Source organism: Flavobacterium piscisymbiosum (genome assembly GCF_020905295.1).
In the GTDB taxonomy this organism is placed as follows: domain Bacteria; phylum Bacteroidota; class Bacteroidia; order Flavobacteriales; family Flavobacteriaceae; genus Flavobacterium; species Flavobacterium piscisymbiosum.
In genome coordinates, this window is sequence record NZ_JAJJMM010000001.1 from 5,835,903 (window position 1) to 5,860,902 (window position 25,000).

Sequence of the window (25,000 nt, forward strand, 5' to 3'; positions counted from 1 at the left end):
ATTTTGGGAATTCAAAAAAAACTTTGTGCCTTAGTGCCTTCGTGGCAAAAAATTTATTTGTTAAACTTCCCAAAATGCCATAAAATACCTGACGGATCGTGTAAAAAACATTCGCTTCCCCAATCCAGATGAACTGTTGGCGTTAGTTTTACTCCATATTTTTCGGTTAAGTTTAAGGCCAATAACTGATTGTAATAATCATCGACATCTTCGACTTCAAGGAAAATCATGGTGTTTTCGATCCAGTTTTTATCATAATAATCCTGAAGATAAAAGGCTAAATCTCCGGTTTTAAAAACAGAAAACTTTAGATCTAAAACTACTTCTTCAAAACCTAAATCACGATAAAAACTTCTGGAAACTTCAAAATCTTTGGCTCCAATAAATGGTCGGATAGACAGGGCTTTGTGGTTCATAGTATAGGGTTTTAAAATTATATAAATTTAAGAAAACCATTCAATTTTATTGTCCAAACGAATAAGAAAATCAGCAAATGATGTACCAATTTCAGTATTATATTTGCTATTTAAATCGGTAAAAGGCGAAAGAATTACTTTTACATTATCATATGGATCAATTTCAATTCCTATAAATTCTCCACTTCCATTTGTACCAATTCCTATAGTCCTGTATAATTCTTCAACAATATTATAACTTTTATTCGCTTCAATTATTTCTTCCAGACTCCAAAGTTTTATAAACTCAACACCAATAAACTGATCGATTCCAAAATAATTCTCAAGATAAAAAACATAATCTATCGGAAGTCTTAAATTAGAATATGATTCAACATCAGTAACTTCCACATAAGATTTTACATTTCTTTTTGGAAACTCATATTTTTCAAATATTTCTTGTAAATATTGCATAGGATAAGTTTATAGGATTGGCGTAAATCAAAATACTAAAATTCTGCTTTCATTCTTTTGTACTTCGATTGATTGAGTAATTGTCGGTCATTATTCAGAACATTTACAGTAATAAATTCTTTGTCCAATTGAGATTCAAAAAGCAGCTCTTTCTCTTTTATGGCTTTTTCGCTCAATAAATTGATATGAATAAAACTTTCTTTTATTTCAATTTTAAACTGAACCGGAAATGGCAAATTATTTTTTATTCGTAAATCTTTATAACCATATACAATCGTTGCATCACAACCTAAGGGCGCAAATCTTGTTTCATTGGTATAAATATCAACAGAATGATTGTGTCTTTCTAAAATTTCTAAACCGGCAATTAAACTAATCTGGTATATAATTCCCGATACCTGACACATGCCGCCTCCATTCTCTTCTACTAATTGACCGTTTACCAAAGTTCTGCTTTTCTTAAAATCCTGATTTGGATTTCCTACCACTTTAAAAAAAGAAAAAATTTGATTTGGCTCAAGAACATATCTGTTAATCCTTTTTGAAGCCAGCAGAATATTGTGCAACTTATTATCAAAAGTCTGACTGGATTTTATTTCCTGTGTTAATGTTATCGCATAACGAAAGGTAAAATCGTTTTGGCATTTTTTAGAAAACCGGAACAAATCTTTGGTCCATAAATCCTTTTTAAATCTAAGCAATAACTTAAGGCTAATTTTGAGTGGTTTCAACATATTCATTTCTTCTCTAATTCGATGATTAAATAAGAACTATACTCTTTTAGGAATGAATTAGCTAAAAAAGAATCGAGTTTTATCAAAGGCTTTCGGCAAAATTCAGGAAATCGATGTATGGGAAAAAACAAAAAACCAAATGTTCTTTTAATCTTAAAATTGGGATTTTCTTTAAAATCCCCGATACTTAAACTAAAGGCTCCGTGCCAATTATTTTTTTTATATCCAAGCAAATTTCTTCGTTTTCGCGATGGAATATCAAAAATAATTCTGCCATTGTTTTTTAAAATTCGTTTTGATTCTTCTAAAACCTGATTGATTTTATCCTGATCCAGATGCATAAAAAAATGAAAACTAATAATGGTATCTACAGAATTATCCTGTAAAGTTATTTGATGAGCTTCGTTTTGTAAAAATGTTTTTTCAGGAAACTTCCTTCTTGCCATTTCGATCATTTCAGCGCTTGCATCAACTCCAATAGAAGCATAATTTAAAAGTCTGCCAGTACCGCAGGCTAAATCAAGAATTTGCTCGTTTTTATTGGTTAATAACCTATCAAGAATATTTCGTTCCTGAGAGTCAATAAATCTTCCGTAAGAATTATCAAATCTATTCTGATCATAAGTACTTGCCAGATCATTATAGTAATTTACAATTTCGCTCATTTTTAATTTTTAAGACAAAATCAAAAATAATAAAAATCTTACTCGAAAAACATTTTTTATCCTTTCTTCAGAATATTCCCTAAACCACGGCCAATTTGCTCAATGGCTTCAAGACCTTTGGTTAATGGCGTAGCAGTAAAATCTTCGTAGGCATCCATAGAAGTTCCTTTGCGATCGTCTTGCGCATATACCAGAATCAGATTGTTATCATCAAATGATTTTTCGAATTTCTGAGGTAGTTTATCAAAAATTGACTGGTACGAAACAGAACCTTTTCTAGAAAGATTAAAAACAATCAAATCGTTTGGTTTTATTTCATCAGAAATCGATTCAAAATCATCCCAATCCATAATACTTTTAAAACCTAATTTTGCATTCAGTTTCAAATTAGCAGCAATTTGCTGAATCGTTTGATGTGTTTTATATTCGGCATAAATTATAATCGGAATACTTAATTCCTGCGATAATCGGCAGATTTTCTGTAATAACAAATGAAATCCAACTCCTCTTTCAGAAAATGGCGGGCAGATAAAAACCAGTCTTTTTTCTTCTATAAAAGTCTTTTGAAATCTACAAATAAATAAACTTTTGTCGACGTTATTGATAATCGAATCTACGTTTTCTCCAAAAATTTTATCAAGGAATCCTGTTTTTCTAGGCCAACCCACGATCACAATATCCGACATGATTTCTTTCGAAGTTCTGGCAATTCCGCTGGCAGGATTATGGTCAATTCTGGCAATTGTATTTATTTTTACTTCTGAAGCCGACGCCTGAATGACGAATTTATCAACTGCTTTTCGATACTTTAAAATATTTTTTTCGGCCTGATCATTATTAGGAACGATCGTTAACAAAGTTACTGGATTAGATGATTTTTTATCTTTAATTAAAAGTGCAAAATCTAATAAAGTGGCTGTCGCCGAAGTTTTTGCTAACGGAATTAAAATGTGTTCGTCTAAAATTTGATCGCTATGCGCATCTTCATGAGAAACTTCTTCCTCGCAAATTGCTATTTTTTTGGCTGCTTTTTCAGTGGCAAAAGAAGCTACAATACAAGTAATTAATATTAAAATAATAGTTCCGTTTAAGATATTTTCATCCAGAATTTTCGCTTTAAATCCCACTAAAATAACCGCCAACGTTGCAGCGGCATGTGCACTGCTTAACCCGAAGATCAGTTGTCTTTCTGTTCGGGTATATTTAAAAACAATCTGGGTAAAAAATGCTGCCGTCCATTTCCCGAAAATCGCCACAACACTCAAAGTTCCGGCAACAATTAATGCCGTTGGTCCGCTAAGAATTACGCTGATATCAACCAACATTCCCACCGAAATCAGGAAAAACGGAATGAACAATGAATTGCCGATAAACTCAATTCTGTTCATCAATGCAGACGAATGCGGAATTAAGGGATTCAAAGCCAAACCTGCAACGAACGCACCAATAATAGGCTCTACTCCTGCTACTTCGGCCAAAAATGCTGCAAAGAAAACTACAGAAAGTACAAAGATATAATGAGCATGTTTTTCACTTTCTAATTTCTTAAAGAACCATTTAGCAATTCTTGGAATCACCAAAAACATAATAGCAGAGAAAATGGCCAATGAAACCGTTAGTTTTATCCAGAAAGCCTGATTCAGATTACCTTGGCTACTTCCCATAATAACGGCCAGAATAATCAAAACGGCAGTATCTGTTAATATCGTTCCTCCTACTGTTATGGCAACAGCCTGATTTTTTGCAATCCCTAATTTACTTACAATTGGGTAAGCTACCAGCGTGTGCGTGGCAAACATACTTGCGGTCAGGAAACTGGCATTAAAATCATATTGCAGTAAATAATAACAAACCGGAAACCCAATGGTTAAAGGGAAAATAAAGGTAAAGAAACCGAATAATAAGCTCTTATTTCTATTGGCTTTAAACTCATTCATGTCGAGTTCAAGGCCGGCAATAAACATAATATATAAAAGTCCGATTGTCGAAAACAAATCTACGGCTGAGTTTTTAGCCAGAATATTAAGTCCGTGTGGTCCAATGATTACACCGGAAATAATAAGTCCGATAATTCCTGGAATGTTTATTTTTTTAAGTAAAATAGGCGACAAGAGAATAATGAAAAGTATTAACGAGAAAATCAATACTGGGTTGCTAAGCGGTAATTCGAATTCTTGTAAAAAATGCTTGAAAAATTCTATCATAATGTAATTTTATCTTCTTTGTGGTATTTTAATTTTTCGCAAACAGAGGTGTTCAAATTAAAATGAAATCTCAGAAGTTATGGTTACCGATTTCTTTTTAGACCAAAAAAACCGGATTCTTTAGTGATTGTTTCATTACAAAAATACCTAAAAAAAACACCAACTTTTCACGAAAACCACATATTAAGCAATAAATTTTGTTTCGTTGCCAAATTATTAATATTTAATATTTTTTTTAACAAAACTGCAACATTAACAAACGAAAATAAAACTTCATTGCATTATTCAATTATCTTTGTCTTAATAAATATTGCACAATGGAAGAATGTATCTCTGTTTTTGATATGCTTAAAATTGGCGTTGGCCCCTCAAGTTCTCATACTTTAGGGCCTTGGAGAGCCGCTGAACGTTTTTTAGAAGAGTTAAAAGACGAATCAATTTTAGACCAGATTAAACGTGTAAAAGTCGATTTATACGGATCACTTTCTTTAACCGGAAAAGGTCACGCCACAGATTTATCTGTTATGCTGGGTTTAAGCGGGCAGGATCCCGAATATATTCCGGTTGATAATATTGCCGGAATCATTAAAACGATCGAAGACAACAACGAGATTATTCTGGCGAATGAATATAAAATCCCGTTTTATTTTCTGCAGGATATTGTTTTCAATAAAGAGTTTCTTCCTTTTCATGCCAACGGACTAAAATTTACAGCTTATAAAGAGGATGATTCTGAATATGAATCTACTTTTTATTCTATAGGTGGAGGTTTTGTGGTGAAAGAAGAACGCACCAATGCCAAAATCAAAGAAGTTATAAAATGTGCTTTCCCATTCCCTATTCAAAATGCGGTTGAGCTTTTAAATTATACGGTTTCAGAGAACAAATCTATTTCGGAAATTGTTTATGAAAACGAAAAATCGATGCGTCCGGAAGCAGAAATTCATTCCGAATTAATGCGTATCTGGAACACGATGTTAGAATGTATGTACATTGGCTGTCATACCGGAGGAATTCTCCCGGGCGGACTAAACGTTCGCAGAAGGGCTTTTGACATGCACCAAAACTTAATAGGTTTATCAAATTATTCCAATCCGCAAACGTGGCTGGAAGAAATCAGAAAAACCGAAGTAAAATTTCGTCAGATCCTAAAATGGGTAAGTTGTTTTGCACTTGCCGTGAATGAAGTAAATGCTTCTTTAGGCCGCGTGGTTACAGCTCCTACAAACGGAAGCGCTGGTGTAATTCCGGCGGTTTTAATGTATTATCTGGTTATTGAAAATCATGATGCAGGCGAAAAAGAAATCAAACAATTCCTGATGGTTGCCGGAGAAATTGGAAGTATCTTCAAGAAAGGTTCTACAATCTCGGCTGCTATGGGCGGTTGCCAGGCCGAAATCGGTGTTTCGTCATCTATGGCTGCTGCAGCTCTTTGCGAATTAATGGGCGGAACTCCTGCTCAGGTTTTAATGGCTGCCGAAATCGCTATGGAACATCACCTTGGTTTAACCTGCGACCCAATTGGTGGTTTGGTTCAGATTCCGTGTATCGAAAGAAATACTATGGGTGCCATAAAAGCAATAAATGCTGCCGAATTAGCCCTTGAAACTGATTCTAAAAACGCAAAAGTACCACTTGATAAAGTAATCAATACGATGTGGCAAACGGCAAAAGACATGAACTCTAAATACAAAGAAACCTCCGAAGGCGGATTGGCAATTGCTGTAAATATGGCTGATTGTTAAATAATAAAGGTTGCCACGAATTTCACTAATTTTCGCGAATTAATATTTAGCTTCTTTGCGCATTAAAAAATTTATGAAATTCGTGAAATTCGTGGCAAAAAACTCTTCCAAAATATATTTTCATGAAAAAATATTACTTTCTTTTAGCCTTATTATTTTCGTCCCTTTTAATAAATGCTCAGGAACGTTATTTCCTTAATTCGGATACGCGTTTGTATACTTCCGCAAGTACTTCTGCTGAGTTTTTGGGTTATTTTAAATATGGTGCCGAAATACAATTATTATCCGAAAGCAAAAATGGCTGGTACAAAGTAAAAGCCGATAATTTATCTGAAGGTTATATTCCGGAGCAATATGTTGCAACACGATTAAATGCCAAAGATGTTAAAGTAAGAGACAACGAAAATCCTATTTTAGAAGGCGGAGACAATTATTATGGTGGTAATCACCTTTTTGTTTTGGTTGCAGGTTTAAAGGCGCGTGCACAACCCGATAAAAATTCAAAAATTAGAGAAATTTTATTTGTTGGTGATCCTGTAGCCATTAATTATCTCCCAAAAAATGAAGACGAATGGGTAAATATTAGTGGTCAATTTAGCGACGAATATGCCAGGTTTACGCTAAGAAAGTTTGTTGGCAAAAGACCTGATTTTAATACCTTATTAAAAGATTTCGACAAACTCGATGTCAATAATGTTACAGAACGTAAAATTGTAGGCGAACGACTAGTTCAACTCGCCTGGAATAGCGACAATACTAAACTAATCCCCGCTTATCAAAGATATTATGAGGTCGTAAAACAATTAAATGATCCTAAACTTATTGATGATACCGAGTTGAATATGGCTATAGCCAAAGGATTAGTAAAGCATAAAAAACAGGAAGAAATTACGGCCTTTACCAAAAAATCAGAATTTGTGGTAAAAGGCTTAAAAACCAAATCATTATTTTTTACTCAAAAAGAGTTAATAAATACATTGGGCAATCCGGTAAAAAAAGCCACAATAAGCGATGAATGTGGTTTATATATCAGCGAACTTTTTTATTATTATCCGGATTTAGAAGCTTCTGTAGATGAAAAAGAAAACAAAGTAGAGGTCATAAAGATTTTCATCAATCAAACCAACAAACTTGTTTTCAATGTCAATGCGGCATTAGACAGCTCATTAACCGAAAAAAACTTTATCGAAAAATACGGTACTTATATTGGGGCGTCAATAAAAAACCCACATTCATACTCTATACCGTTAGAAGACAGCCATTTTGAAATAGAATTTAAAGATGGAAAGTTATTTGCCATCGAAATAATCTACTATTGCTGATTTCAATCTATAATTATTCAATACTTTTACATCTTCAAAAAAAAATAAAATGTCAGTAGCAAAAAAAGATTATAAAAGAATCACAACAAAGTCATTGATCGAAATGAAAAGCAACGGAGAAAAAATCTCTATGCTTACGGCTTACGATTTTACAATGGCTAAAATTGTTGACACCGCAGGAGTCGATGTGATTTTAGTGGGCGATTCAGCATCAAATGTTATGGCGGGTCACGAAACGACATTGCCAATTACTTTAGATCAAATGATATATCATGCTTCATCTGTAGTTCGCGCTGTAGAGAGAGCATTAGTTGTAGTAGATTTACCTTTTGGAAGTTACCAGTCTGACCCAAAAGAAGCTTTGCGTTCTGCTATTCGAATCATGAAAGAAAGTGGCGGTCACGCTGTGAAACTGGAAGGAGGAAAAGAAATTAAAGAATCTATCAAAAAAATATTAAACGCAGGAATTCCGGTTATGGGACATTTGGGTTTAACTCCTCAATCGATCTACAAATTCGGGACTTACAGCGTTCGCGCCAAAGAAGATCAGGAAGCCGAAAAACTAATCGAAGATGCCAAATTGCTTGAAAAAGTAGGTTGTTTTGCTGTTGTTCTAGAAAAAATCCCAGCCGATTTAGCTAAAAAAGTAGCCGAAAGTATTTCGATTCCGGTTATTGGTATCGGTGCCGGAGGTGGCGTTGACGGACAAGTTTTGGTGATTCACGATATGTTAGGAATGAACAATGAATTCAGCCCGCGTTTCTTACGTCGCTATTTAAATTTATACGAAGAAATGACAAAAGCAATTGGTCAATATGCCGCTGATGTTAAATCAAGTGATTTTCCTAACTCTGGGGAGCAATATTAATTTTTTTTAAGGTACTAAGGTTCTAAGTTGCTAAGGTTTCTTTTTTAGGGACAAAGGTTCAAAGGTTTCTTAATTTTACCATTATTTCTCGCAAAGACGCAAAGTCACAAAGAACCAAATTTTAACTTTGCGCTTTTGCGTCTTTGCGAGAGATTAAAACGCTACGGTGCTCAATCTAAAATCAGATATCTAAAATCTAAAATTACACACAAGTCTAGTATGAAAATCGTTTCAGATAAAAATAATCTCCAGGTTCTACACGAAGACAACCATATTATTGTGGTTAATAAACGCGTGGGCGATATTGTGCAAGGTGATAAAACAGGCGATAAACCTTTATCTGATGTTGTAAAAGAATACATTAAAGACAAATACAATAAACCTGGTGATGTATTTTTGGGCGTAATTCATCGTTTAGATCGTCCTACAACCGGAATTGTGGTTTTTGCCAGAACTAGCAAAGCATTAACGAGAATGAACGAAATGTTCAGCAATCGTGAAACTCAAAAAACATATTGGGCAGTTGTGAAGAATAAACATCAGGAAACAAGTGCCAAATTGGTTCATTATCTTAAAAGAAACGAAAAAAACAATACTTCAAAAGCACATTTAAAAGAAGTTCCGGATAGTAAACTGGCTAGTTTAGATTATACTGTTTTTAAAGAATTACAAAATTATGTAGCTCTTGAAATCAATTTGCATACAGGTCGCCATCATCAAATTAGGGCTCAATTAGCTGCTATTGGATCACCGATTAAAGGCGATTTAAAATATGGTTTTGACCGAAGCAATCCTGATGGAGGAATTCATCTTCATGCCAGAAAATTGGTTTTCATTCATCCTGTTTCTAAAGAAAATATAACAATTACAGCGCCAACTCCCGATGAAACTATTTGGAACGCCCTTTGATTTTATGATACAATTGTTAATTTTTTAATTTTTATCGATTAACTTGCATAGTCAAAAATCAAGTGAAATCATAAAAATGGACTATAAAAACGACATCGGATACAGAAAAGAAACGCTAAAAAAATTGTTGTATAACATTCAGAAAAGCGAAGACTTAATTGTAAAAGCTTTATACGATGATTTTAAAAAGCCAGAATTTGAAGCTGTTTTAACCGAAACCAACTATGTTATTTCGGATTTAAAAGACACTATAAAAAATATTCATAAATGGGCAAACCGAAAACGTGTTTTTCCTTCTCTTCTTAATTTTCCTTCTACAGATTATATTTATAAAGAACCTTACGGAGACGTCTTGGTTATTGCTCCCTGGAATTATCCTTTTCAATTGGCTTTATGTCCTTTGATTGCGGCAGTAGCAGCAGGAAATCGTGTAGTTTTAAAACCATCTGAACTCACACCTAATACCTCAGCGATAATCGCCAAAATTATCGAAAAAACCTTTCATGTCAATCATGTTGAAGTTTTTGAAGGCGGTGTAGAAGTCTCTAATCAACTACTGGCAAAACGCTGGGATTATATTTTCTTTACCGGAAGTGTCGCAGTTGGAAAAGTTGTAGCCAAAGCCGCAGCCGAAAATCTAACGCCAATAACTCTTGAACTTGGCGGAAAAAACCCTTGTATTGTAGATGAAACTGCCAACTTAAAATTAGCTGCGAAACGTATTGTCTGGGGGAAATTTATTAATGCCGGCCAAACTTGTATTGCGCCGGATTATATTTTGGTTCAAAAAAACATGAAGGTTAATTTCATTAGTTTTTTGATCGAAGAAATCATAAAAGCATACGGTAAAAAAATGGAAAAATCTCCTGATTTTGCGCGTATTATCAATACCAAAAACTGGTTGCGATTAGCCAGTATGATAGAACCTGAGAAAGTGATTTTTGGAGGAGAAACAGATGCTAACAATCTTTTCATTTCGCCAACTTTAATCGAAGAACCGGCATTGGATAGTCTGGTTATGAAAGAAGAAATATTTGGCCCTATTTTACCTATTCTTATTTATGAAACAGAAGCTGATATTCATAACGTGATTAGCCGTTATGAGAAACCTCTTTCATTTTACATTTTTAGCGAAAATAAATCCTTTGCAAAAAAAATGATCAAAACCTATTCGTTTGGCGGTGGCTGCATCAATGATACAGTGGTTCATTTTTCTAATAAAAGGCTGCCTTTTGGCGGTGTTGGCCATAGTGGCATAGGCGCTTATCATGGTCAGTTGAGCTTTGATATTTTTTCTCATCATAAAGCAGTAGTAAAAAAGGCAAACTGGCTTGATTTACCTATGAGATATGCACCATACAAAGATAAATTGGCTTCCATTAAAAGGATATTAGACTGGATATAATAGCCCAAAAACAATTTCGTAATGTTTTCGGGTTTTTCATATGCATTTGATTAAAAATATTATATTTACGTCACATTATTTATCCTAAATACCAGAATATAAAACAATTCTACTTTTACACAAAATGAAATCTACACTTGATAAAATCAAAGACATTAAGAATCATGGTTATACCTTAGATTTTTCAACTGTCTTTAACACTGCTTTTGAAAACTATAAAAAAATAGCACTTTATGCAGGGTTAATATTACTAGTTTTTTCTATACTTTTTGGTATCATTGGCTCTATTCTTTTAGCCGTAATATTTGGTGTTGACAAATTAAACAATCCTGCTTTTTTTACCATCAAACCAACACAATTATCAAGTCTTCAACTGGTTTATTATATTGCGGGAACAGTCCTGTTTTCGGCAATTTTAAGCCCTTTTGGTGCGGGATTTCTAAAAATGGCATATTGTGCAGACAGAGATCAGGAGTTTAATGTTTCTACCATTTTTACTTATTACAAATCAAATAAATTTTTACAAATATTTTTAGCCACTGCGATCATTTCATTATTCAGTGTATCTGTATCGACATTTTTCGAAATGCAAAATCTTAATGTGGCGGGACTTCTGGTTTCGTTGCTGACTTCGTATTTTACATTTTTAATGATTCCGCTTATTGTATTTGGAGACTTAAAAGCGATTGATGCTATTACATCGAGTTTTATTCTTATTGCAAAGCAACCCATAGTACTTTTAGGATTAATGATCACCATTGTCGTTGCTCTGATTATTGGTTTTATGGCTCTTTTTATCGGAATCCTTTTTACAGTTCCCCTTAGTTATTCAATGACATACGCTATATATTATGCAATTTTTAAAAGTGATAAAGAAGATCCGATTGACTCAATTGGGCAACCGGATTTAGAATAAATAGAAAATTCTATCAATAAACAGAGCCTAACCTACTCTGCTATAGAATTTTCAAAAAAAACATTTACTAAAACCAAACATACCCCAAAATCTATGGTAGAAAACTATAGTTTTTTCAATTCGTTGATTTCAGGAATTGCCACTCTTGGTAATGCCCTAAAATCAATTATTGCAAACTGGTATGTTTTTACTTCGGACATTATTTTTTACAACAATCCTAAAATTATTCTTTTAGGATTGGCATTATTTGGACTTCTAGGGGTTCTTATTCACCAATTCTTTAAAATAAAAACGAGCATTGGCTATTTCATAGAAAAAAAACTGGAAACTGAAACAGCCAACAGAGAATATCAACTTTATATTTTATTTTTTGGTATTGCCGTTATTGTAATCGAAATCATCAATGAACTTTTTAAAATAAGACCCAAAAGTTTATTGATTACTAATGTTTCTATTGGTTTTACAGTATTGGTTATCTATTTTATAACAAATAAAGTAAAGTTTTTACGGGATCGGGTTCAGCCCATATTTATCTTCTTTTTCTTTGTTTACATCGCTTATGTTGGGCATAATATTATCTATCTCCCAAAAGATGTTATTCCGGTTATTGTTTTTTTAATCTCATTTTTCTTTTCATATAACATTTTAAAACCCATAAAAATATACTGGATCTTTGTTGGTCTGGTTTTTACTTTTCTAATTGTAACCGTTATTTTTCATTTGATTTCTTTAAAATCCTCTATTATTTTAATCAATTTTTGTATCCTTATTTTCATTATCAACCAGGTAAAATATGCTGTTTTAGTTAACAATTCAGATAATTTTAGATTTACAAACGAAATTGTACATAAGGGAAATTCATTGACAATTGCTACCAATAAAAAAAACGAGGTATTATTCTGCAGTGAAACCATAACTTCAATTTTAGGGTATTTACCGGATGAAGTTATGGGTTTGAAATTTTGGAAACTAACCAAAGAAACCGACTTTATTGAAGACATAAAAAATCTCAATCCCGAAGAAAACAAACTTTATATTCGAAAACTAAAAAGCAAAAATGGCGAATACAAATACATTCAGTGGAAAGACAAAAAATTCTCTGAGGATTTAATTATCAGTATTGGTCAGGATGTCACTGAGCAGATTAATGTTCAGGATCAATACAAAAACCTGATCCAGACTGCGACAGATATTATTTTCGAAATTGACAGCGAAGGCTATTTTACTTTTGTAAATGATTTTGGGTTTTCGATTCTGGGTTATTCCGAAAATGAAATTATATCACAACATTATTCGAATTTTATTCATGAAAATTATCAGCGAAATGCAGTTGATTTTTATGAAAACCTGGATATCAATGAAAACAATTTCCCTTCTATAGAAATTCCGATTTTAAAGAAAAACGGAAAAACGTTATGGATTTCTCAAAAAATCATAATTCGTAAAAATGATTTAGGCCAAACCATTGGTTTTGCGGGTATAGCCAGAGATATTACCGATATTAAAAATATAGAAAACGAAAAAAAGAAGCGTTTAAAAAAAATCGAAGCATACAACAATTCGACAAAAAAACTATCGACATCAGATTTTAGTAAATACGACAATTTAGATACGGTTACTGATTACATCATTAAAGAAGCGGCGACTGTAACAAAAACAAATCGGGTAAGTTTCTGGAAATATGATAAAGATTTAATTACATGTCAAAATTTATTTAGCGTTGACAATCAAAACTTAAGCGACAAAAACATCCTCGACAAAGAATCTTATCCTATTTATTTTGAGACTTTAAAAAACAAAGCCATTATCAATGCATCCGATGTTTTTAATAAATTAGAAACGTCTGAATTTCAAAAACTTTATTTTACTAAAAACCATATCAAATCGATGCTTGACGTTCCTATATTTTTGAGCGGACAGTTAGGCGGCGTGGTTTGTTTTGAAAGCACTGCTGAAAAAAGGGACTGGGATAATGAAGATATCAACTATGCCAGAACAATTTCAGATGTTATTTCGTTAGCTATTTCGTCTCAGAAACGTTTGGAAGCTGAACGAAGATTAGAGTTTAAAAGTCAGCTGCTTTCGGCACTTTCTTTATGTACAGAGAAATTTTTGCTGAGTAAAACCACTCATGAAATGTTTCAGGAAACCTATGAAATAATTGGCAAAGCAGCCAAAGTTGATCATATGTATTATTATGAAAGAGACTTTTATACCAATACCGTTTGCCAAAAGTACAAATGGTCAAGAAAAGGAATTGAACATCAAATAACTGAATTACGACAACTTACAGAAGATAATTTACAGGAAATTTATGAGGCGGCAAAAAACAGAAAAATCTTAAACAAACTAACCCGTAATCTTGACGACAATTTTTTTAAGCAACTATTAGTTGATAACCAGATCAAATCTATTTTGATTTTGCCATTATTCATCAACGATGTTTTTACCGGTTTTATTGGCTTTGATGATTGTACCAATGAAAAAAAATGGTCTGAAGAAGAAATCTACATTTTTCAGGTTCTTGCCAATAACATTTCATCGGCATTGGAGCGAAATCGAAATGAAACTAAAATTCTCGAAAGTGAAGAAAAATTCAAACTAATTGCCAATAATATTCCTGGTACCGTTTATTTATCGAAGTTTGATGCTTTCTCGACCAAGATTTTCCTGAATGATGAGATTGCAAACCTAACGGGTTATTCTAAATCAGAATTTATTGAGAATAATTTATCTTTTCTTTCATTGATACATCCTGATGATAAAGATGAAGTAATTAATAATCAGATTGATAATCTGCAAAACGGAACACCTCTACATAATATCTATAGAATTCGCCGAAAGAGTGGCGAATATATCTGGGTAGAAGAATTTGGTGATGTGATTAAAAAAGGAGATGAAATTGAATTTGTTGGTGGAATTTATTTTGATATTACAAACAAAAAAGAAACCGAAGATGCCATAAAAGCCAAACAATTGGCAGAAGCGGCAAATAAATCAAAATCAGACTTTTTGGCCAATATGTCGCATGAAATACGAACGCCTTTGAACGGTATTATTGGTTTTACACATTTACTGATGAAAACTGAATTAGAAGAAATTCAGGAAAAATACATGACAACCATCAATCAGTCGGCACATTCATTGTTGGAGATTATAAACGACATTCTTGATTTCTCAAAAATTGAAGCCGGAAAGCTGGAACTTTTTATTGATTTATATGATATTAAAAAAGTATTGGGGCAGGTTTTTGATCTCATTGTTTACGAATCGAACCAGAAAAATCTTAAACTCGAATTGAATGTAGATCCTGATGTTCCTAAATACATTTGGACAGATATTGTGAGAATCAAACAAATTTTAATCAATTTGCTCTCAAACGCAGTAAAATTCACCAATGAAGGTTCTATTAAATTAAATGTGTCTGTTCTGGAAAAAAACAAAAGCGGCAATTGCGTTATTCGATTCTCTGTTATCGATACCGGAATTGGAATTTTGGAGAAAAATCAGAAGAAAATTTTTAAAGCTTTTTCACAAGAAGACAGTTCTACAACGCGAAAATTTGGAGGAACCGGTTTAGGATTAACAATTTCAAATCAGTTATTGGCTTTAATGGAAAGTCGTTTGCAATTAGAAAGCCAGATCGATATTGGCAGTAATTTTTATTTTGATTTAAATCTAAAAACCAGCAACCAAAGTATCAATGAAAAATACAATGCCGAACTTAAAAAAATCAATCTCGAACTAAGCGCTAACAACGCCGGGATGAACTATAAAAACATCACTTTTTTGATTGTAGAAGACAACAAAGTAAATATGTTGTTACTAAAAACTATTATTAAAAACCTATACAGTACTGCTTATATCTACGAATGCGAAAATGGATATGAAGCTGTGAATCAATTCGAAAACATTAATCCTGATTTGATTTTTATGGATATTCAGATGCCAATTATGAATGGTTACGAAACAACAAAAGCAATTAGAAATACCGTAACAGGAAGAGATATCCCTATAATTGCAGTAACCGCAGGCGCAGAGAAAGATGAAAGAAATAAATGCTTATCAGCAGGAATGGATGATTATATTTCAAAACCTATCATTAAAGGAACGGTAGAAGAAGCCTTATCAAAATGGTTAAAATAGTTCAAACTAATTTGCTTCATTTTAACAATAATTCCTAAAAAATATATAAATTCGTACAACATAAAACTCAATAAACTAAAATACAATATAATATGAAGTGGTTAGGCGGAAGACAAAGTGATAATGTAGAAGACAGAAGAGGCCTTTCTGGCGGAAAAGTAGCCGTTGGAGGCGGTGTTATTGGTATTATTATTTTGTTACTGAATGTTTTTGGCGGTGAAAATGGTCAGACTATAGGAAATGTATTAGAGCAAATGCAAGGCGGTCAGCAAACGCAAACTGAGGCGGCAGCCCCGTTAAGCGAAGAGGACAAAAAAATGGGAGACTTTGTTAGAGTTGTGTTGGCTCGTAATGAGGATACCTGGACGAAAATTTTTGCCCAACACGGCATGACCTACGAAAAACCCAAATTAGTCCTTTTTAGAGGCTCTGTAAATACAGCCTGCGGTGGTGCATCATCTGCATCAGGACCTTTTTATTGCCCTGGCGATCGCAAAGTCTATATGGATTTGGCTTTTTTCGAAGAATTAAAAACTAAATTTGGAGCTAAAGGTGGTGATTTTGCCATTGCTTATGTTATCGCTCATGAAATAGGACATCATATTCAGACTTTATTAGGAACGTCTGCAAAAATGCGTCAGGAACAAGAAGGAAAAAGTGAAGCCGAAGCTAATAAACTTTCTGTAGCTCTGGAATTACAAGCTGATTTTTATGCCGGAGTTTGGGCTCACGACAACGAACAATATCTTGAAGCAGGAGACATCGAAGAGGCATTAAGTGCTGCTAATGCAGTTGGTGACGATGCTATTCAGAGTAAAATGCAGGGACATGTTGTTCCGGATTCATTTACCCACGGTTCATCAGAACAAAGAATGTATTGGTTCAAAAAAGGTTTTAAAACTGGCGATATCAAACAAGGCAATACGTTCGACGAAATACGATAATTCAATAAACCAAACTATAATAACCAAATGAGCATGACTTAAACGTCATGCTTTTTTGGTTATTAGAAACAATGCTTTTTTTTGTGTAAACTATTTGATTTGTTTAAAACGATTACAGAAAATGAGATTTAATAACTTGTCACGTTTTTTAAAGCCTCGGTCTTATTCTGTTCGACAATAATTTTAGCAACTGTGAGCATATTAGTAAATTCTATCAATTGAGTTGTTATTTTTTGTTTTTTGAATAACAATCCTACCGTTGCCATTTTCATCGATTCGATTCGATTTAATATTGGCGCAAAATCAGAATCTTTGTTGGCAAAGAAAAAAGTCATCATGGTTTGAAGTTCTTTTTTTAATTCCACAAAATAATTGGAATCTCTATCCATCAAAGGCTCATCAAACTTCAGCAAGCTTTTCTTTGATGAGAAAGATAAATCGTCAATAGTCCTGCCAATATGATCTGAAGCTTGGTGAGCAAAAACCAAAGCTTCTAATAATGAGTTAGATGCCAGTCTGTTTTTTCCATGCAAACCCGTTCTGGAACATTCTCCTATAGCATATAAATTCTTTATATTGGTCTGCGATTTTTTATTGACACTAATACCGCCACACTGGTAATGAGCAACGGGAACAATAGGAATTAAATCTCTTTCAGGATGCAATCCTATAGTTTTGCAATAATCTGTAATAGAGGGAAAATGACGATAAAATTCAGCAAAATCCAGATGTCTGCAATCTAAATATACATACTGCTTTCCGGACGTTTCTATTTCTTTACTGATGGCTTGTGAGACAATATCTCTTGTTGCCAATTCCCCACGGATATCATCTTTAAAAATAAAACGCTTTTGATTTTCATTAACAATATGCGCCCCAAAACCTCTTACGGCTTCTGAGATTAAAAAAAACGGATTTTTATCCTCTTCATACAATGCCGTTGGATGAAACTGTATGTATTGCATATCTTTTATCACTGCTCCGGCACGGGAAGCGATTGCAATTCCGTCACCGGTTGCAATCTCGGGATTGGTTGTATTCTTAAAAATCTGACCGCATCCTCCTGTACTTAAAACAACCGTTTTAGTACGTATGTATTTTACTTTTTTATTGATTTTGTCACAATAAAAAGCACCTGTACAACGCATTTTTCCGTTACTTTTTTTAGTATCAACATCTATAACCAAATGATCTTCGAGTACTGTAATGTTAGACAATTGTTTTATAGTTTCAATTAGATTTTTCTCTATTTCTGCTCCAGATATGTCTTTATGATGCAAAATACGATGTTGAGAATGTCCGCCTTCGAGACCCAAATTCCATATTCCTGATTTATTTTTATCAAAAGAAACCCCAATATCAATCAGTTCTTTTAAGCGTTCAGGCGCCTGATGTATTACCATTTTTACAATTTCTTCATCACATAAACCTCCACCCGATTGTAATGTATCGGCAATGTGCTGCTCAAAACTATCCTTTATACAATCCGTAACCACAGCAATACCACCTTGAGCCAGTTGGGTATTAGAGTTTTTGACCTTGTCTTTGGTCATAATTGCAATAGATAAATCCGGTCTCTTTTTTGCGATTTTTATCGCAAAAAACAAACCTGCTATTCCGGAACCAATTATAAGTATATCTGTTTTTTTCATGTTGGATTGATTTAGATATTTATGACAAATTGAGCATTCTGTTGATAGGTTTTATGGCCTTTAATCGTAATTCTTCATTAATAGTAATTTCAGGGCTCTCATTTTTCAAACATAAATAGAGCTTTTCTAAAGTGTTAATTTTCATATAAGCACATTCGCTGCAGGCACAGGTATTATCTTCGTGTGAGGGCGCCGGAATAATCGTTTTTAGCGGGGCATCTTTTGAGAGCTGATGCAGGATTCCCGCTTCTGTTGCTACGATAAAAACAGAAGCCGTATCATTCTTGATAAAATTCAGCATTCCGGATGTTGACCCAATATAATGTGCCGTCTCGAGAATATGCCTCTCGGATTCAGGATGTGCTACAATTTTAGCCGTTGGATTGGCATTGTAAATTTCGATTAGCTTTTCTAATGAAAAAGCTTCGTGAACAATACACGATCCATCCCAAAGTAATAATTCACGGTTGATTTCCTTTTTTAGGTACATTCCCAGATTTCTATCAGGAGCAAAAATGATTTCCTGCTCTTTAGGAATGGCTTCTATAATTTTTTTTGCATTTGATGACGTACAAACCCAATCGCTTAAAGCTTTTATCTCTGCCGAAGAATTAATATAAGTGACTACAACATGATTGGGGTGAAGTTCTTTTAATTTTCTGAAATTATGGGGATCACATCCATCAGCAAGAGAACATCCTGCGTTGCTATCAGGCAAAAGCACTTTTTTATCGGGATTTATAATTTTTGCTGTTTCAGCCATAAAATATACTCCTGCAAAAACAATAATATCTGCATTGGCAGAAGCTGCTTTTTTTGATAACTCAAGACTATCATCTACAAAATCAGCGATATCTTGTATGTCTTTATCCTGATAATAATGAGCGAGAATAATTGCATTTTTTTCTTGTTTGAGTCGGTTTATTTCAGCAATGAAGAATAACTTATCCATACGGTTCTTTTTATCAGTATTCTTAAATCTTAGACTTTAGAATACGTGAATTATTTTGTTTTTTGAAGCCTGATTTACGTCGTAAAGATATTATGGCACTTAATTTTATTTTATGATTAAAATCATGAAACAGTAGTTTTTAATTCAAAATATTAAAGTATTAAATTACTCAGGTCCTGATTATTTGATCAATTTCTTATTTGATGAAGAGATAACGGTTATTCATACTAAATACGTAATCTTAAATATGCTGAAGAAGCATACACACTGATTATTTTTTACCGAAAGGAGCGCAATCCCGATAGCTATCGGGATTCGCAGAGTTCACTAAGTTTTTAAGTTGTGTTTGAACCATCTAAGTTCGCAAAGCTTTGTGTCCTCTGCGTTAGTTTTTTTTACTCTCCACAGGTTTCGAGAGTGACATCCAGAATAGTGTCAAGAAGAATAATTTTAAAATTAGGTTTTTAAATTATGCGCACAAAAAAAGCCTTGAATTTCTTCAAGGCTTTAAATTTCCGGGTGGCTGACCGGGTTCGAACCGGCGACCCGCGGCACCACAAACCGCTACTCTAACCAACTGAGCTACAACCACCATTTTTGTTTGCGGGTGCAAATATACAACAAAGGTTTACTTCTACAAAGAAAAAAAGGTTCAAAACCGAAGACATCCAGTAAGAAAATGTTTTTGATGAAATAAAATGATTTACAAACTAAACCATAATAACCAATGAATCAAGATCTAAACATTGTACTTTTTGTTTATAAAATAAATTCCAATAGATAAAAAAATTCCAATAGGTAAATTCCAAATTACAAAATAGTAGTTACCGTACTATTTACCATCTTTGAATTTGGTCCTGAAACTTGTATTAACACTGAATGTTGTGGAGAAACATTCAGTGTTGATACGTCAATCCTAAAACCTCTGAAGCAAAAAAATTATCGCAAAGATCGCTAATTTTTTATACTCTTAGCTTTTTATAAGAGGCATCCCGAAGCCTCGGGATGTATATTGATTTAACTTTGCGAACTCTGTGTTTATAAGAAATTCTTAGATAAAATCTTTGTTTCTCTGCGGTAAAAAAACAGTCAGCATTTGTAAGCTGCTCCACAACATTTAGCGTTGATCCCTTCAAATTGGAATTTGGACCCGAGCAATAGCGAACAGGCGAAGCAATTTTTAAAAATTGGGATTTAATTTACAGGCACAAAAAAAGCCTTGAATTTCTTCAAGGCTTTAAATTTCTGGGTGGCTGACCGGGTTCGAACCGGCGACCCTCGGCACCACAAACCAATACTCTAACCAGCTGAGCTACAACCACCATTTTTCTTTGCGGTTGCAAATATACAACAAAGGTTTACTTCACCAAAGAAAAAAATGAAAAATTTACATCAAAATTATATCAAATCTCCTAAGCTATTGACTGCCAAACACCTTTCAACAGTAAAACCTTCGGCAAAATCTTTACCAACTAGCCTTCCTAGGTCCTGCGCACGGTAATTTAAGCTTTCCATAAAGTTTTTACTTGTAATTGGCGTAGCGGGTTCTTTTGAATTTGGATCATAAAATTGCGTTTTATATGCCATCACAGCTTCAATTTTCTTTTCTTCAAATCCTGTAATATCTACTACAAAGTCTGGTTCAATATTTTTCCACTGAATATAATGGTACACTACTTTTGGTCTCCAGGCTTCCTGATTTTCTCCATCTACAGTAGTTTCAATTTTCATCAATCCTGATAAAAAGCAAGCATCAGAAACTAACTTACTTCCTTTTCCGTGATCAATATGACGATCATCGATAGCATTACACAATACAATCTCCGGTTTATATTTTCGGATCATCTTAATCACTTCGAGCTGATGTTTTTCGTCATTCACAAAAAACCCATCGCGCAAACCTAAATTAGCACGAACCAAAACCCCCAAAATCTTTGCCGCATCTTTTGCTTCCTGATCTCTGGTTTCAGCCGTACCTCGTGTTCCCAGTTCGCCACGTGTTAAATCAACGATACCAACGGTTTTCCCAAGAGATACTTCTTTTAAAATTGTTCCCGCACAACCCAATTCTACATCATCCGGATGTGCCCCAAAGGCTAATATATCTAATTTCATAATTATTCAATGTCAATGTCAAAAATCAATTTCAATTTCAATCTGAAAACTAAAATCATTTTTCTGTTATCTTATTCTCTTTATTCTATTCTCTTTATTCTATTCTCAATACTCTCTTCATCGTCATTGATTTATTGACGCTTTCCTCCCATTCTTTTTCAGGAATACTTTCTTTTGTAATACCGCAGCCCATGTACAAAATGGCTTTATTTTCCTGAATTTGCATGCTACGTAAATTTACAAATAAATCAGAACTAATCTCATTATTCGCAAAACTGCTGTTTAATTCGCCCAGGAAACCGGTATAAAAAGTCCTGTCGTAGTTTTCGTTTTCTATGATAAAAGCCTTTGCTTTTTTCTTTGGCAAACCACAAACCGCAGGAGTTGGATGCAAAGTATCTATCACTTCTTCAAGCGTAGAATTATCATTTAAAACTCCCGAAATATCTGTTTTAATATGCCAGATCGATCCTGCTCTCAGACTGTAAGGTTCCGTAACATTAACCGAAGCGGCAACCTCACGCAATCTTTTTACAATAAAATCGGTTACATATTGTTGTTCGTCTTTTTCTTTTTGTTGCCAAAGAATCTCCGTTTCAGCAGTTGCTTTTTGAGTTCCTGCCAAAGCTGTGGTTTCAAAAACATTTCCGTTTGCTTTTAATAATTGCTCTGGCGTTGCTCCCATCCAAAATCCAATTTTAGGATGAAAAAAGCAATACGAAAAAGTAGTGGGATACAATTCGATCAAATGCTGAAAAGTGGCTACAAAATCAAATTCGGACAAATCAACCTTTTCGCTTCTGGACAAAACCACTTTCTTGAATTCTTCGTTTTTAATCGCTTCAATTCCTTTTGCAACTAAATCTTCATACTGAATTTTAGCAGTTGCATCAAAACCTGAATCTTCAACTTCAATAACTTCAAAAGAAAGTTCTTCTTGTTCCGTCGTTATAATTTCAGATTCATTTTCCGGAATCAAAATCAGTTGTTTTTCATCAAAAGAAGCAAAAACAAAACCTTTTTCTTTATAATTAGAAATCTTATGCAGAGTCTCATTTTGTTGTAAAAGTCCAAAAATATTGCTGGAATTGGGCTTAGAATACATTACAAAAGGCAAATGCTTTTCGTAATGTTTTTTTATTTTAGAAAAAAAGTTATTCATGTTCTATTCTGTTTTCTTTCTTTCTAAAACCATATTCGTCAGTTTGCAAAGCGAAATCAGATTTCCCGCTTCATCGGTAATTTTAATTTCCCAAAGATGAATACTTCTTCCTTTATGGATAATTCTCGCCGTCCCGAAAACCCAGCCTTCGCGAATACTTTTTAAGTGATTGGCCGAAATTTCAATTCCGCGTACTTCCTGCTCTTTTGGATCAATGAAAAAAAACGATGCTGCACTTCCTACACTTTCTGCCAAAGCTACAGAAGCTCCTCCGTGCAAAAGTCCCATTGGTTGGTGAACGGAAGGATTTACAGGCATTTTCGCCGTCAAAAAATCCTCTCCGGCATCTATATATTCTATTTTTAGCGTTTCCATTAGCGTGTTTTTAGAAAATTCGTTGCAACGCGCTAAAATCTGCTCTTTTGTATAATTCATTAAAATGGAATTTAAAATCGTAAAATTAAAGAAAAGAAGAGATACAAATTCGAAAATGCAATTCTAAATTAAAAATCAACTTCAAACATGTAAGTTTTTTGTTATTTTTACAAAAAACAATCGATATCGATCTAAGGCTGAAAATTTATTCTTTCTTGCCAAAGATTCACAGATTTTCACAGATTAAAATAGTCATAAAATCCTTTTTAATCTTTTAGATCAGTGGCAAAAAAAGAAACAAATGCGTCAATACTTTATACTTTTTATTTTCGGAATCCTTATAACTTTCAGCTCTTGTCGAACTGATTTTGACACCGTTGCCAGTTCCGGAAATTTAAAATTTTCAAGAGACACTGTTTATTTAGATACTGTTTTTAAGAATATTGGCTCAGGCACTTACCAACTTAAGGTTTACAATACGAGTAAAGACGATATTTCGATTCCAACCATTCAGCTTAAAAATGGTTTAAATTCAAAATACCGAATGACAGTTGACGGAATGAGCGGAAACAATGGCAAAATCTTCAAAGATGTCACGCTTTTAGCCAAAGACAGTTTATATATTTTTATAGAAACCACTGCAGATATTACAGATGCTGATCCTACCAATTTTTTATACACAGATCAAATTCAGTTTGACAGCGGCGCCAATCTTCAGGAAGTAGCTTTGGTTACTTTAATTCAGGACGCTATTTTTCTCTATCCAAAACAAAATGCTGACGGAACCAAAGAAAAAATTATAATCGATGGCAAACCGGTTGATGGTTTTTATTTGGATGAAAATGACGCTGTAAACGGAAACGAATTGCTTTTTACAAATCAGAAACCATATGTTATTTATGGTTTTGCAGGCGTTCCGCAGAATAAAACCGTAACTTTTCAAGCCGGTGCAAGAGTATTTTTTCATGCCAATTCAGGACTTTACGTTGATAATAATGCCACTCTGCAAATTAACGGCGCGGTATCTAGCACCAACACATTAGAAAATGAAGTCATTTTTGAAGGCGACAGATTAGAATCTCTTTACGATGATATTCCCGGACAATGGAATTCGGTTATTCTGGCAAGTGGAAGTAAAAATCATTCGATCAATCATCTTACTTTAAAAAATGCGATCACAGGATTAAATATAAAAAGTCCAAATAACAGCACTCAAATTGAAATTAAAAACACACAAATATACAATTGTGCTGAGTACGGAATCTTGGCTCAAAACGCGCACATTAACGGAGAAAACATTGTAATAAATTATGCTGGTTTAGCAAGTTTATCATGCGTTTATGGCGGAGATTACATTTTTACACATTCTACATTCAATAACAATTGGCAAAACTCATCCCATTTTGCAGTTAACCTCAGCAACAATTTAGCCGGTGCCACTCCGGCAACAAATCCGTTAACACAAGCCACTTTCAATAATTGTATTATTTACGGATCAAGCACAAACGAATTTAATTTGAATAAAAATACAAATGCCGCTTTTGTTTACCAGTTGAACAATTGTCTGTTGAAATTCAGCAGTTCAAGTACCAATCCGGATTATCAGTTTAAAACCGATACGGAACATTACAATCAGATTATCTTAAATGAAAATCCGAAGTTTTATAATGTTTCGCAGAACAAGTTTAATATCGACAATAGTACTCCCGCTTTCGCGAAAGGGAATCAGGCATATATAATTCCGTTAGATATTATTGGAAAAACGAGAACTTCTCCACCCGATTTAGGCGCTTATCAAAGTGCTGCATTTCCTAAATAAAAATTTGCCACGAAGGCGCTAAGTTTTTTTTGCCACGAAGACGCTAAGGCGCAAAGTTTTTTTTTAAAGCAACTATTTAAACTTACTGTTTGTCATTTCGACGGAGGAGAAATCTTCGCAAGTAACTCCGCAACGATAATCAAATCTTTGTCGAGCTTCTCACGAAGATTTCTCGTTCGAAATGACAAAACAAGACGA

General features: G+C 33.8%; 19 protein-coding genes and 2 tRNA genes. 9 read left to right on the top strand and 12 right to left on the bottom strand.

Features of this window, described 5'->3' with window-relative positions; translation table 11 throughout:
• Positions 1 to 53: 53 nt before the first annotated feature.
• From LNP81_RS24565 to LNP81_RS24585, 5 genes are read right to left on the bottom strand one after another with little or no spacing between them, the layout of a single operon-like run.
• Positions 54 to 416: a VOC family protein gene (locus LNP81_RS24565; RefSeq protein WP_230039948.1), complete on the bottom strand. Its 363-nt coding sequence runs from the start codon at positions 414 to 416 to the stop codon at positions 54 to 56.
• Between the two features lie 27 nt (positions 417 to 443).
• On the bottom strand, positions 444 to 869 hold the full coding sequence (locus tag LNP81_RS24570) for an SMI1/KNR4 family protein (RefSeq protein ID WP_230039949.1): 426 nt from the start codon (positions 867 to 869) through the stop codon (positions 444 to 446).
• Positions 870 to 904: 35 nt separating this feature from the next.
• Positions 905 to 1,609 carry a VanW family protein gene (locus LNP81_RS24575; RefSeq protein ID WP_230039950.1) on the bottom strand — a complete coding sequence of 235 codons (705 nt, stop codon included), beginning with the start codon at positions 1,607 to 1,609 and terminating at the stop codon, positions 905 to 907.
• Complete coding sequence (locus tag LNP81_RS24580; RefSeq protein ID WP_230039951.1) at positions 1,606 to 2,268, bottom strand: class I SAM-dependent methyltransferase; 663 nt, start codon at positions 2,266 to 2,268, stop codon at positions 1,606 to 1,608. The genes LNP81_RS24575 and LNP81_RS24580 overlap by 4 nt, the downstream gene beginning before the upstream one ends.
• Positions 2,269 to 2,324: 56 nt before the next feature.
• Positions 2,325 to 4,472 (bottom strand): cation:proton antiporter, encoded by a 2,148-nt coding sequence (locus tag LNP81_RS24585; protein WP_230039952.1) that lies wholly within the window; start codon positions 4,470 to 4,472, stop codon positions 2,325 to 2,327.
• Between the two features lie 317 nt (positions 4,473 to 4,789).
• Here LNP81_RS24585 and LNP81_RS24590 point away from each other — a divergent pair, with 317 nt between their 5' ends.
• From LNP81_RS24590 to ypfJ, 8 genes are all read left to right on the top strand, one after another.
• Entirely contained in the window at positions 4,790 to 6,217 is a 1,428-nt protein-coding gene (locus tag LNP81_RS24590; protein WP_230039954.1) for an L-serine ammonia-lyase, read from the top strand.
• 122 nt (positions 6,218 to 6,339) lie between these two features.
• Entirely contained in the window at positions 6,340 to 7,539 is a 1,200-nt protein-coding gene (locus LNP81_RS24595) for an SH3 domain-containing protein (RefSeq protein WP_230039957.1), read from the top strand.
• A gap of 49 nt (positions 7,540 to 7,588) precedes the next feature.
• Positions 7,589 to 8,407 carry a 3-methyl-2-oxobutanoate hydroxymethyltransferase gene (gene panB, locus LNP81_RS24600; RefSeq protein ID WP_065450501.1) on the top strand — a complete coding sequence of 273 codons (819 nt, stop codon included), beginning with the start codon at positions 7,589 to 7,591 and terminating at the stop codon, positions 8,405 to 8,407.
• Between the two features lie 219 nt (positions 8,408 to 8,626).
• Positions 8,627 to 9,316: an RluA family pseudouridine synthase gene (locus LNP81_RS24605; RefSeq protein WP_230039958.1), complete on the top strand. Its 690-nt coding sequence runs from the start codon at positions 8,627 to 8,629 to the stop codon at positions 9,314 to 9,316.
• 76 nt (positions 9,317 to 9,392) lie between these two features.
• Positions 9,393 to 10,721, top strand: coding sequence for an aldehyde dehydrogenase (locus LNP81_RS24610; protein WP_230039960.1), 1,329 nt, complete (start codon positions 9,393 to 9,395; stop codon positions 10,719 to 10,721).
• 124 nt (positions 10,722 to 10,845) lie between these two features.
• On the top strand, positions 10,846 to 11,637 hold the full coding sequence (locus LNP81_RS24615; RefSeq protein WP_230039961.1) for a DUF2189 domain-containing protein: 792 nt from the start codon (positions 10,846 to 10,848) through the stop codon (positions 11,635 to 11,637).
• Between the two features lie 93 nt (positions 11,638 to 11,730).
• Positions 11,731 to 15,783, top strand: a complete 4,053-nt coding sequence (locus LNP81_RS24620) for a PAS domain S-box protein (protein WP_230039962.1) — start codon at positions 11,731 to 11,733, stop codon at positions 15,781 to 15,783.
• Between the two features lie 92 nt (positions 15,784 to 15,875).
• Positions 15,876 to 16,727 carry a KPN_02809 family neutral zinc metallopeptidase gene (gene ypfJ, locus LNP81_RS24625; protein WP_230039964.1) on the top strand — a complete coding sequence of 284 codons (852 nt, stop codon included), beginning with the start codon at positions 15,876 to 15,878 and terminating at the stop codon, positions 16,725 to 16,727.
• Positions 16,728 to 16,855: 128 nt separating this feature from the next.
• Here the strand turns inward: ypfJ and nadB are convergent, their stop codons facing one another.
• From nadB to LNP81_RS24660, 7 genes are all read right to left on the bottom strand, one after another.
• Complete coding sequence (nadB, locus tag LNP81_RS24630; RefSeq protein ID WP_230039965.1) at positions 16,856 to 18,379, bottom strand: L-aspartate oxidase; 1,524 nt, start codon at positions 18,377 to 18,379, stop codon at positions 16,856 to 16,858.
• Positions 18,380 to 18,398: 19 nt separating this feature from the next.
• On the bottom strand, positions 18,399 to 19,331 hold the full coding sequence (gene nadA, locus LNP81_RS24635; protein WP_230039968.1) for a quinolinate synthase NadA: 933 nt from the start codon (positions 19,329 to 19,331) through the stop codon (positions 18,399 to 18,401).
• Positions 19,332 to 19,849: 518 nt separating this feature from the next.
• A tRNA-His gene (locus LNP81_RS24640) sits at positions 19,850 to 19,923 on the bottom strand.
• 656 nt (positions 19,924 to 20,579) lie between these two features.
• Positions 20,580 to 20,653, bottom strand: a tRNA-His gene (locus LNP81_RS24645).
• Between the two features lie 76 nt (positions 20,654 to 20,729).
• The gene (bshB1, locus tag LNP81_RS24650; RefSeq protein ID WP_230039970.1) at positions 20,730 to 21,446 is read right to left on the bottom strand and encodes a bacillithiol biosynthesis deacetylase BshB1; all 717 of its coding nucleotides are present in this window, start codon (positions 21,444 to 21,446) and stop codon (positions 20,730 to 20,732) included.
• A gap of 94 nt (positions 21,447 to 21,540) precedes the next feature.
• Positions 21,541 to 22,608 carry a chorismate-binding protein gene (locus LNP81_RS24655; RefSeq protein ID WP_230039972.1) on the bottom strand — a complete coding sequence of 356 codons (1,068 nt, stop codon included), beginning with the start codon at positions 22,606 to 22,608 and terminating at the stop codon, positions 21,541 to 21,543.
• A gap of 3 nt (positions 22,609 to 22,611) precedes the next feature.
• The gene (locus LNP81_RS24660) at positions 22,612 to 23,043 is read right to left on the bottom strand and encodes a PaaI family thioesterase (RefSeq protein ID WP_230039973.1); all 432 of its coding nucleotides are present in this window, start codon (positions 23,041 to 23,043) and stop codon (positions 22,612 to 22,614) included.
• Positions 23,044 to 23,284: 241 nt separating this feature from the next.
• Between LNP81_RS24660 and LNP81_RS24665 the strand changes: the two genes are divergently transcribed.
• Positions 23,285 to 24,802 (top strand): hypothetical protein, encoded by a 1,518-nt coding sequence (locus LNP81_RS24665; RefSeq protein ID WP_230039974.1) that lies wholly within the window; start codon positions 23,285 to 23,287, stop codon positions 24,800 to 24,802.
• Positions 24,803 to 25,000 lie beyond the last annotated feature (198 nt).

What these genes read in the sequence shown, in the direction of transcription:
- LNP81_RS24610 (WP_230039960.1), top strand. Translation starts at nt 9,393, where the DNA reads ATGGACTATAAAAACGACATCGGATACAGAAAAGAAACGCTAAAAAAA.
- LNP81_RS24570 (WP_230039949.1), bottom strand. Translation starts at nt 869, where the DNA reads ATGCAATATTTACAAGAAATATTTGAAAAATATGAGTTTCCAAAAAGA.
- LNP81_RS24665 (WP_230039974.1), top strand. Translation starts at nt 23,285, where the DNA reads ATGCGTCAATACTTTATACTTTTTATTTTCGGAATCCTTATAACTTTC.
- LNP81_RS24580 (WP_230039951.1), bottom strand. Translation starts at nt 2,268, where the DNA reads ATGAGCGAAATTGTAAATTACTATAATGATCTGGCAAGTACTTATGAT.
- ypfJ (WP_230039964.1), top strand. Translation starts at nt 15,876, where the DNA reads ATGAAGTGGTTAGGCGGAAGACAAAGTGATAATGTAGAAGACAGAAGA.
- LNP81_RS24575 (WP_230039950.1), bottom strand. Translation starts at nt 1,609, where the DNA reads ATGAATATGTTGAAACCACTCAAAATTAGCCTTAAGTTATTGCTTAGA.
- nadB (WP_230039965.1), bottom strand. Translation starts at nt 18,379, where the DNA reads ATGAAAAAAACAGATATACTTATAATTGGTTCCGGAATAGCAGGTTTG.
- LNP81_RS24605 (WP_230039958.1), top strand. Translation starts at nt 8,627, where the DNA reads ATGAAAATCGTTTCAGATAAAAATAATCTCCAGGTTCTACACGAAGAC.
- panB (WP_065450501.1), top strand. Translation starts at nt 7,589, where the DNA reads ATGTCAGTAGCAAAAAAAGATTATAAAAGAATCACAACAAAGTCATTG.
- LNP81_RS24655 (WP_230039972.1), bottom strand. Translation starts at nt 22,608, where the DNA reads ATGAATAACTTTTTTTCTAAAATAAAAAAACATTACGAAAAGCATTTG.
- LNP81_RS24590 (WP_230039954.1), top strand. Translation starts at nt 4,790, where the DNA reads ATGGAAGAATGTATCTCTGTTTTTGATATGCTTAAAATTGGCGTTGGC.
- LNP81_RS24585 (WP_230039952.1), bottom strand. Translation starts at nt 4,472, where the DNA reads ATGATAGAATTTTTCAAGCATTTTTTACAAGAATTCGAATTACCGCTT.
- LNP81_RS24565 (WP_230039948.1), bottom strand. Translation starts at nt 416, where the DNA reads ATGAACCACAAAGCCCTGTCTATCCGACCATTTATTGGAGCCAAAGAT.
- bshB1 (WP_230039970.1), bottom strand. Translation starts at nt 21,446, where the DNA reads ATGAAATTAGATATATTAGCCTTTGGGGCACATCCGGATGATGTAGAA.
- LNP81_RS24615 (WP_230039961.1), top strand. Translation starts at nt 10,846, where the DNA reads ATGAAATCTACACTTGATAAAATCAAAGACATTAAGAATCATGGTTAT.
- nadA (WP_230039968.1), bottom strand. Translation starts at nt 19,331, where the DNA reads ATGGATAAGTTATTCTTCATTGCTGAAATAAACCGACTCAAACAAGAA.
- LNP81_RS24660 (WP_230039973.1), bottom strand. Translation starts at nt 23,043, where the DNA reads ATGAATTATACAAAAGAGCAGATTTTAGCGCGTTGCAACGAATTTTCT.
- LNP81_RS24620 (WP_230039962.1), top strand. Translation starts at nt 11,731, where the DNA reads ATGGTAGAAAACTATAGTTTTTTCAATTCGTTGATTTCAGGAATTGCC.
- LNP81_RS24595 (WP_230039957.1), top strand. Translation starts at nt 6,340, where the DNA reads ATGAAAAAATATTACTTTCTTTTAGCCTTATTATTTTCGTCCCTTTTA.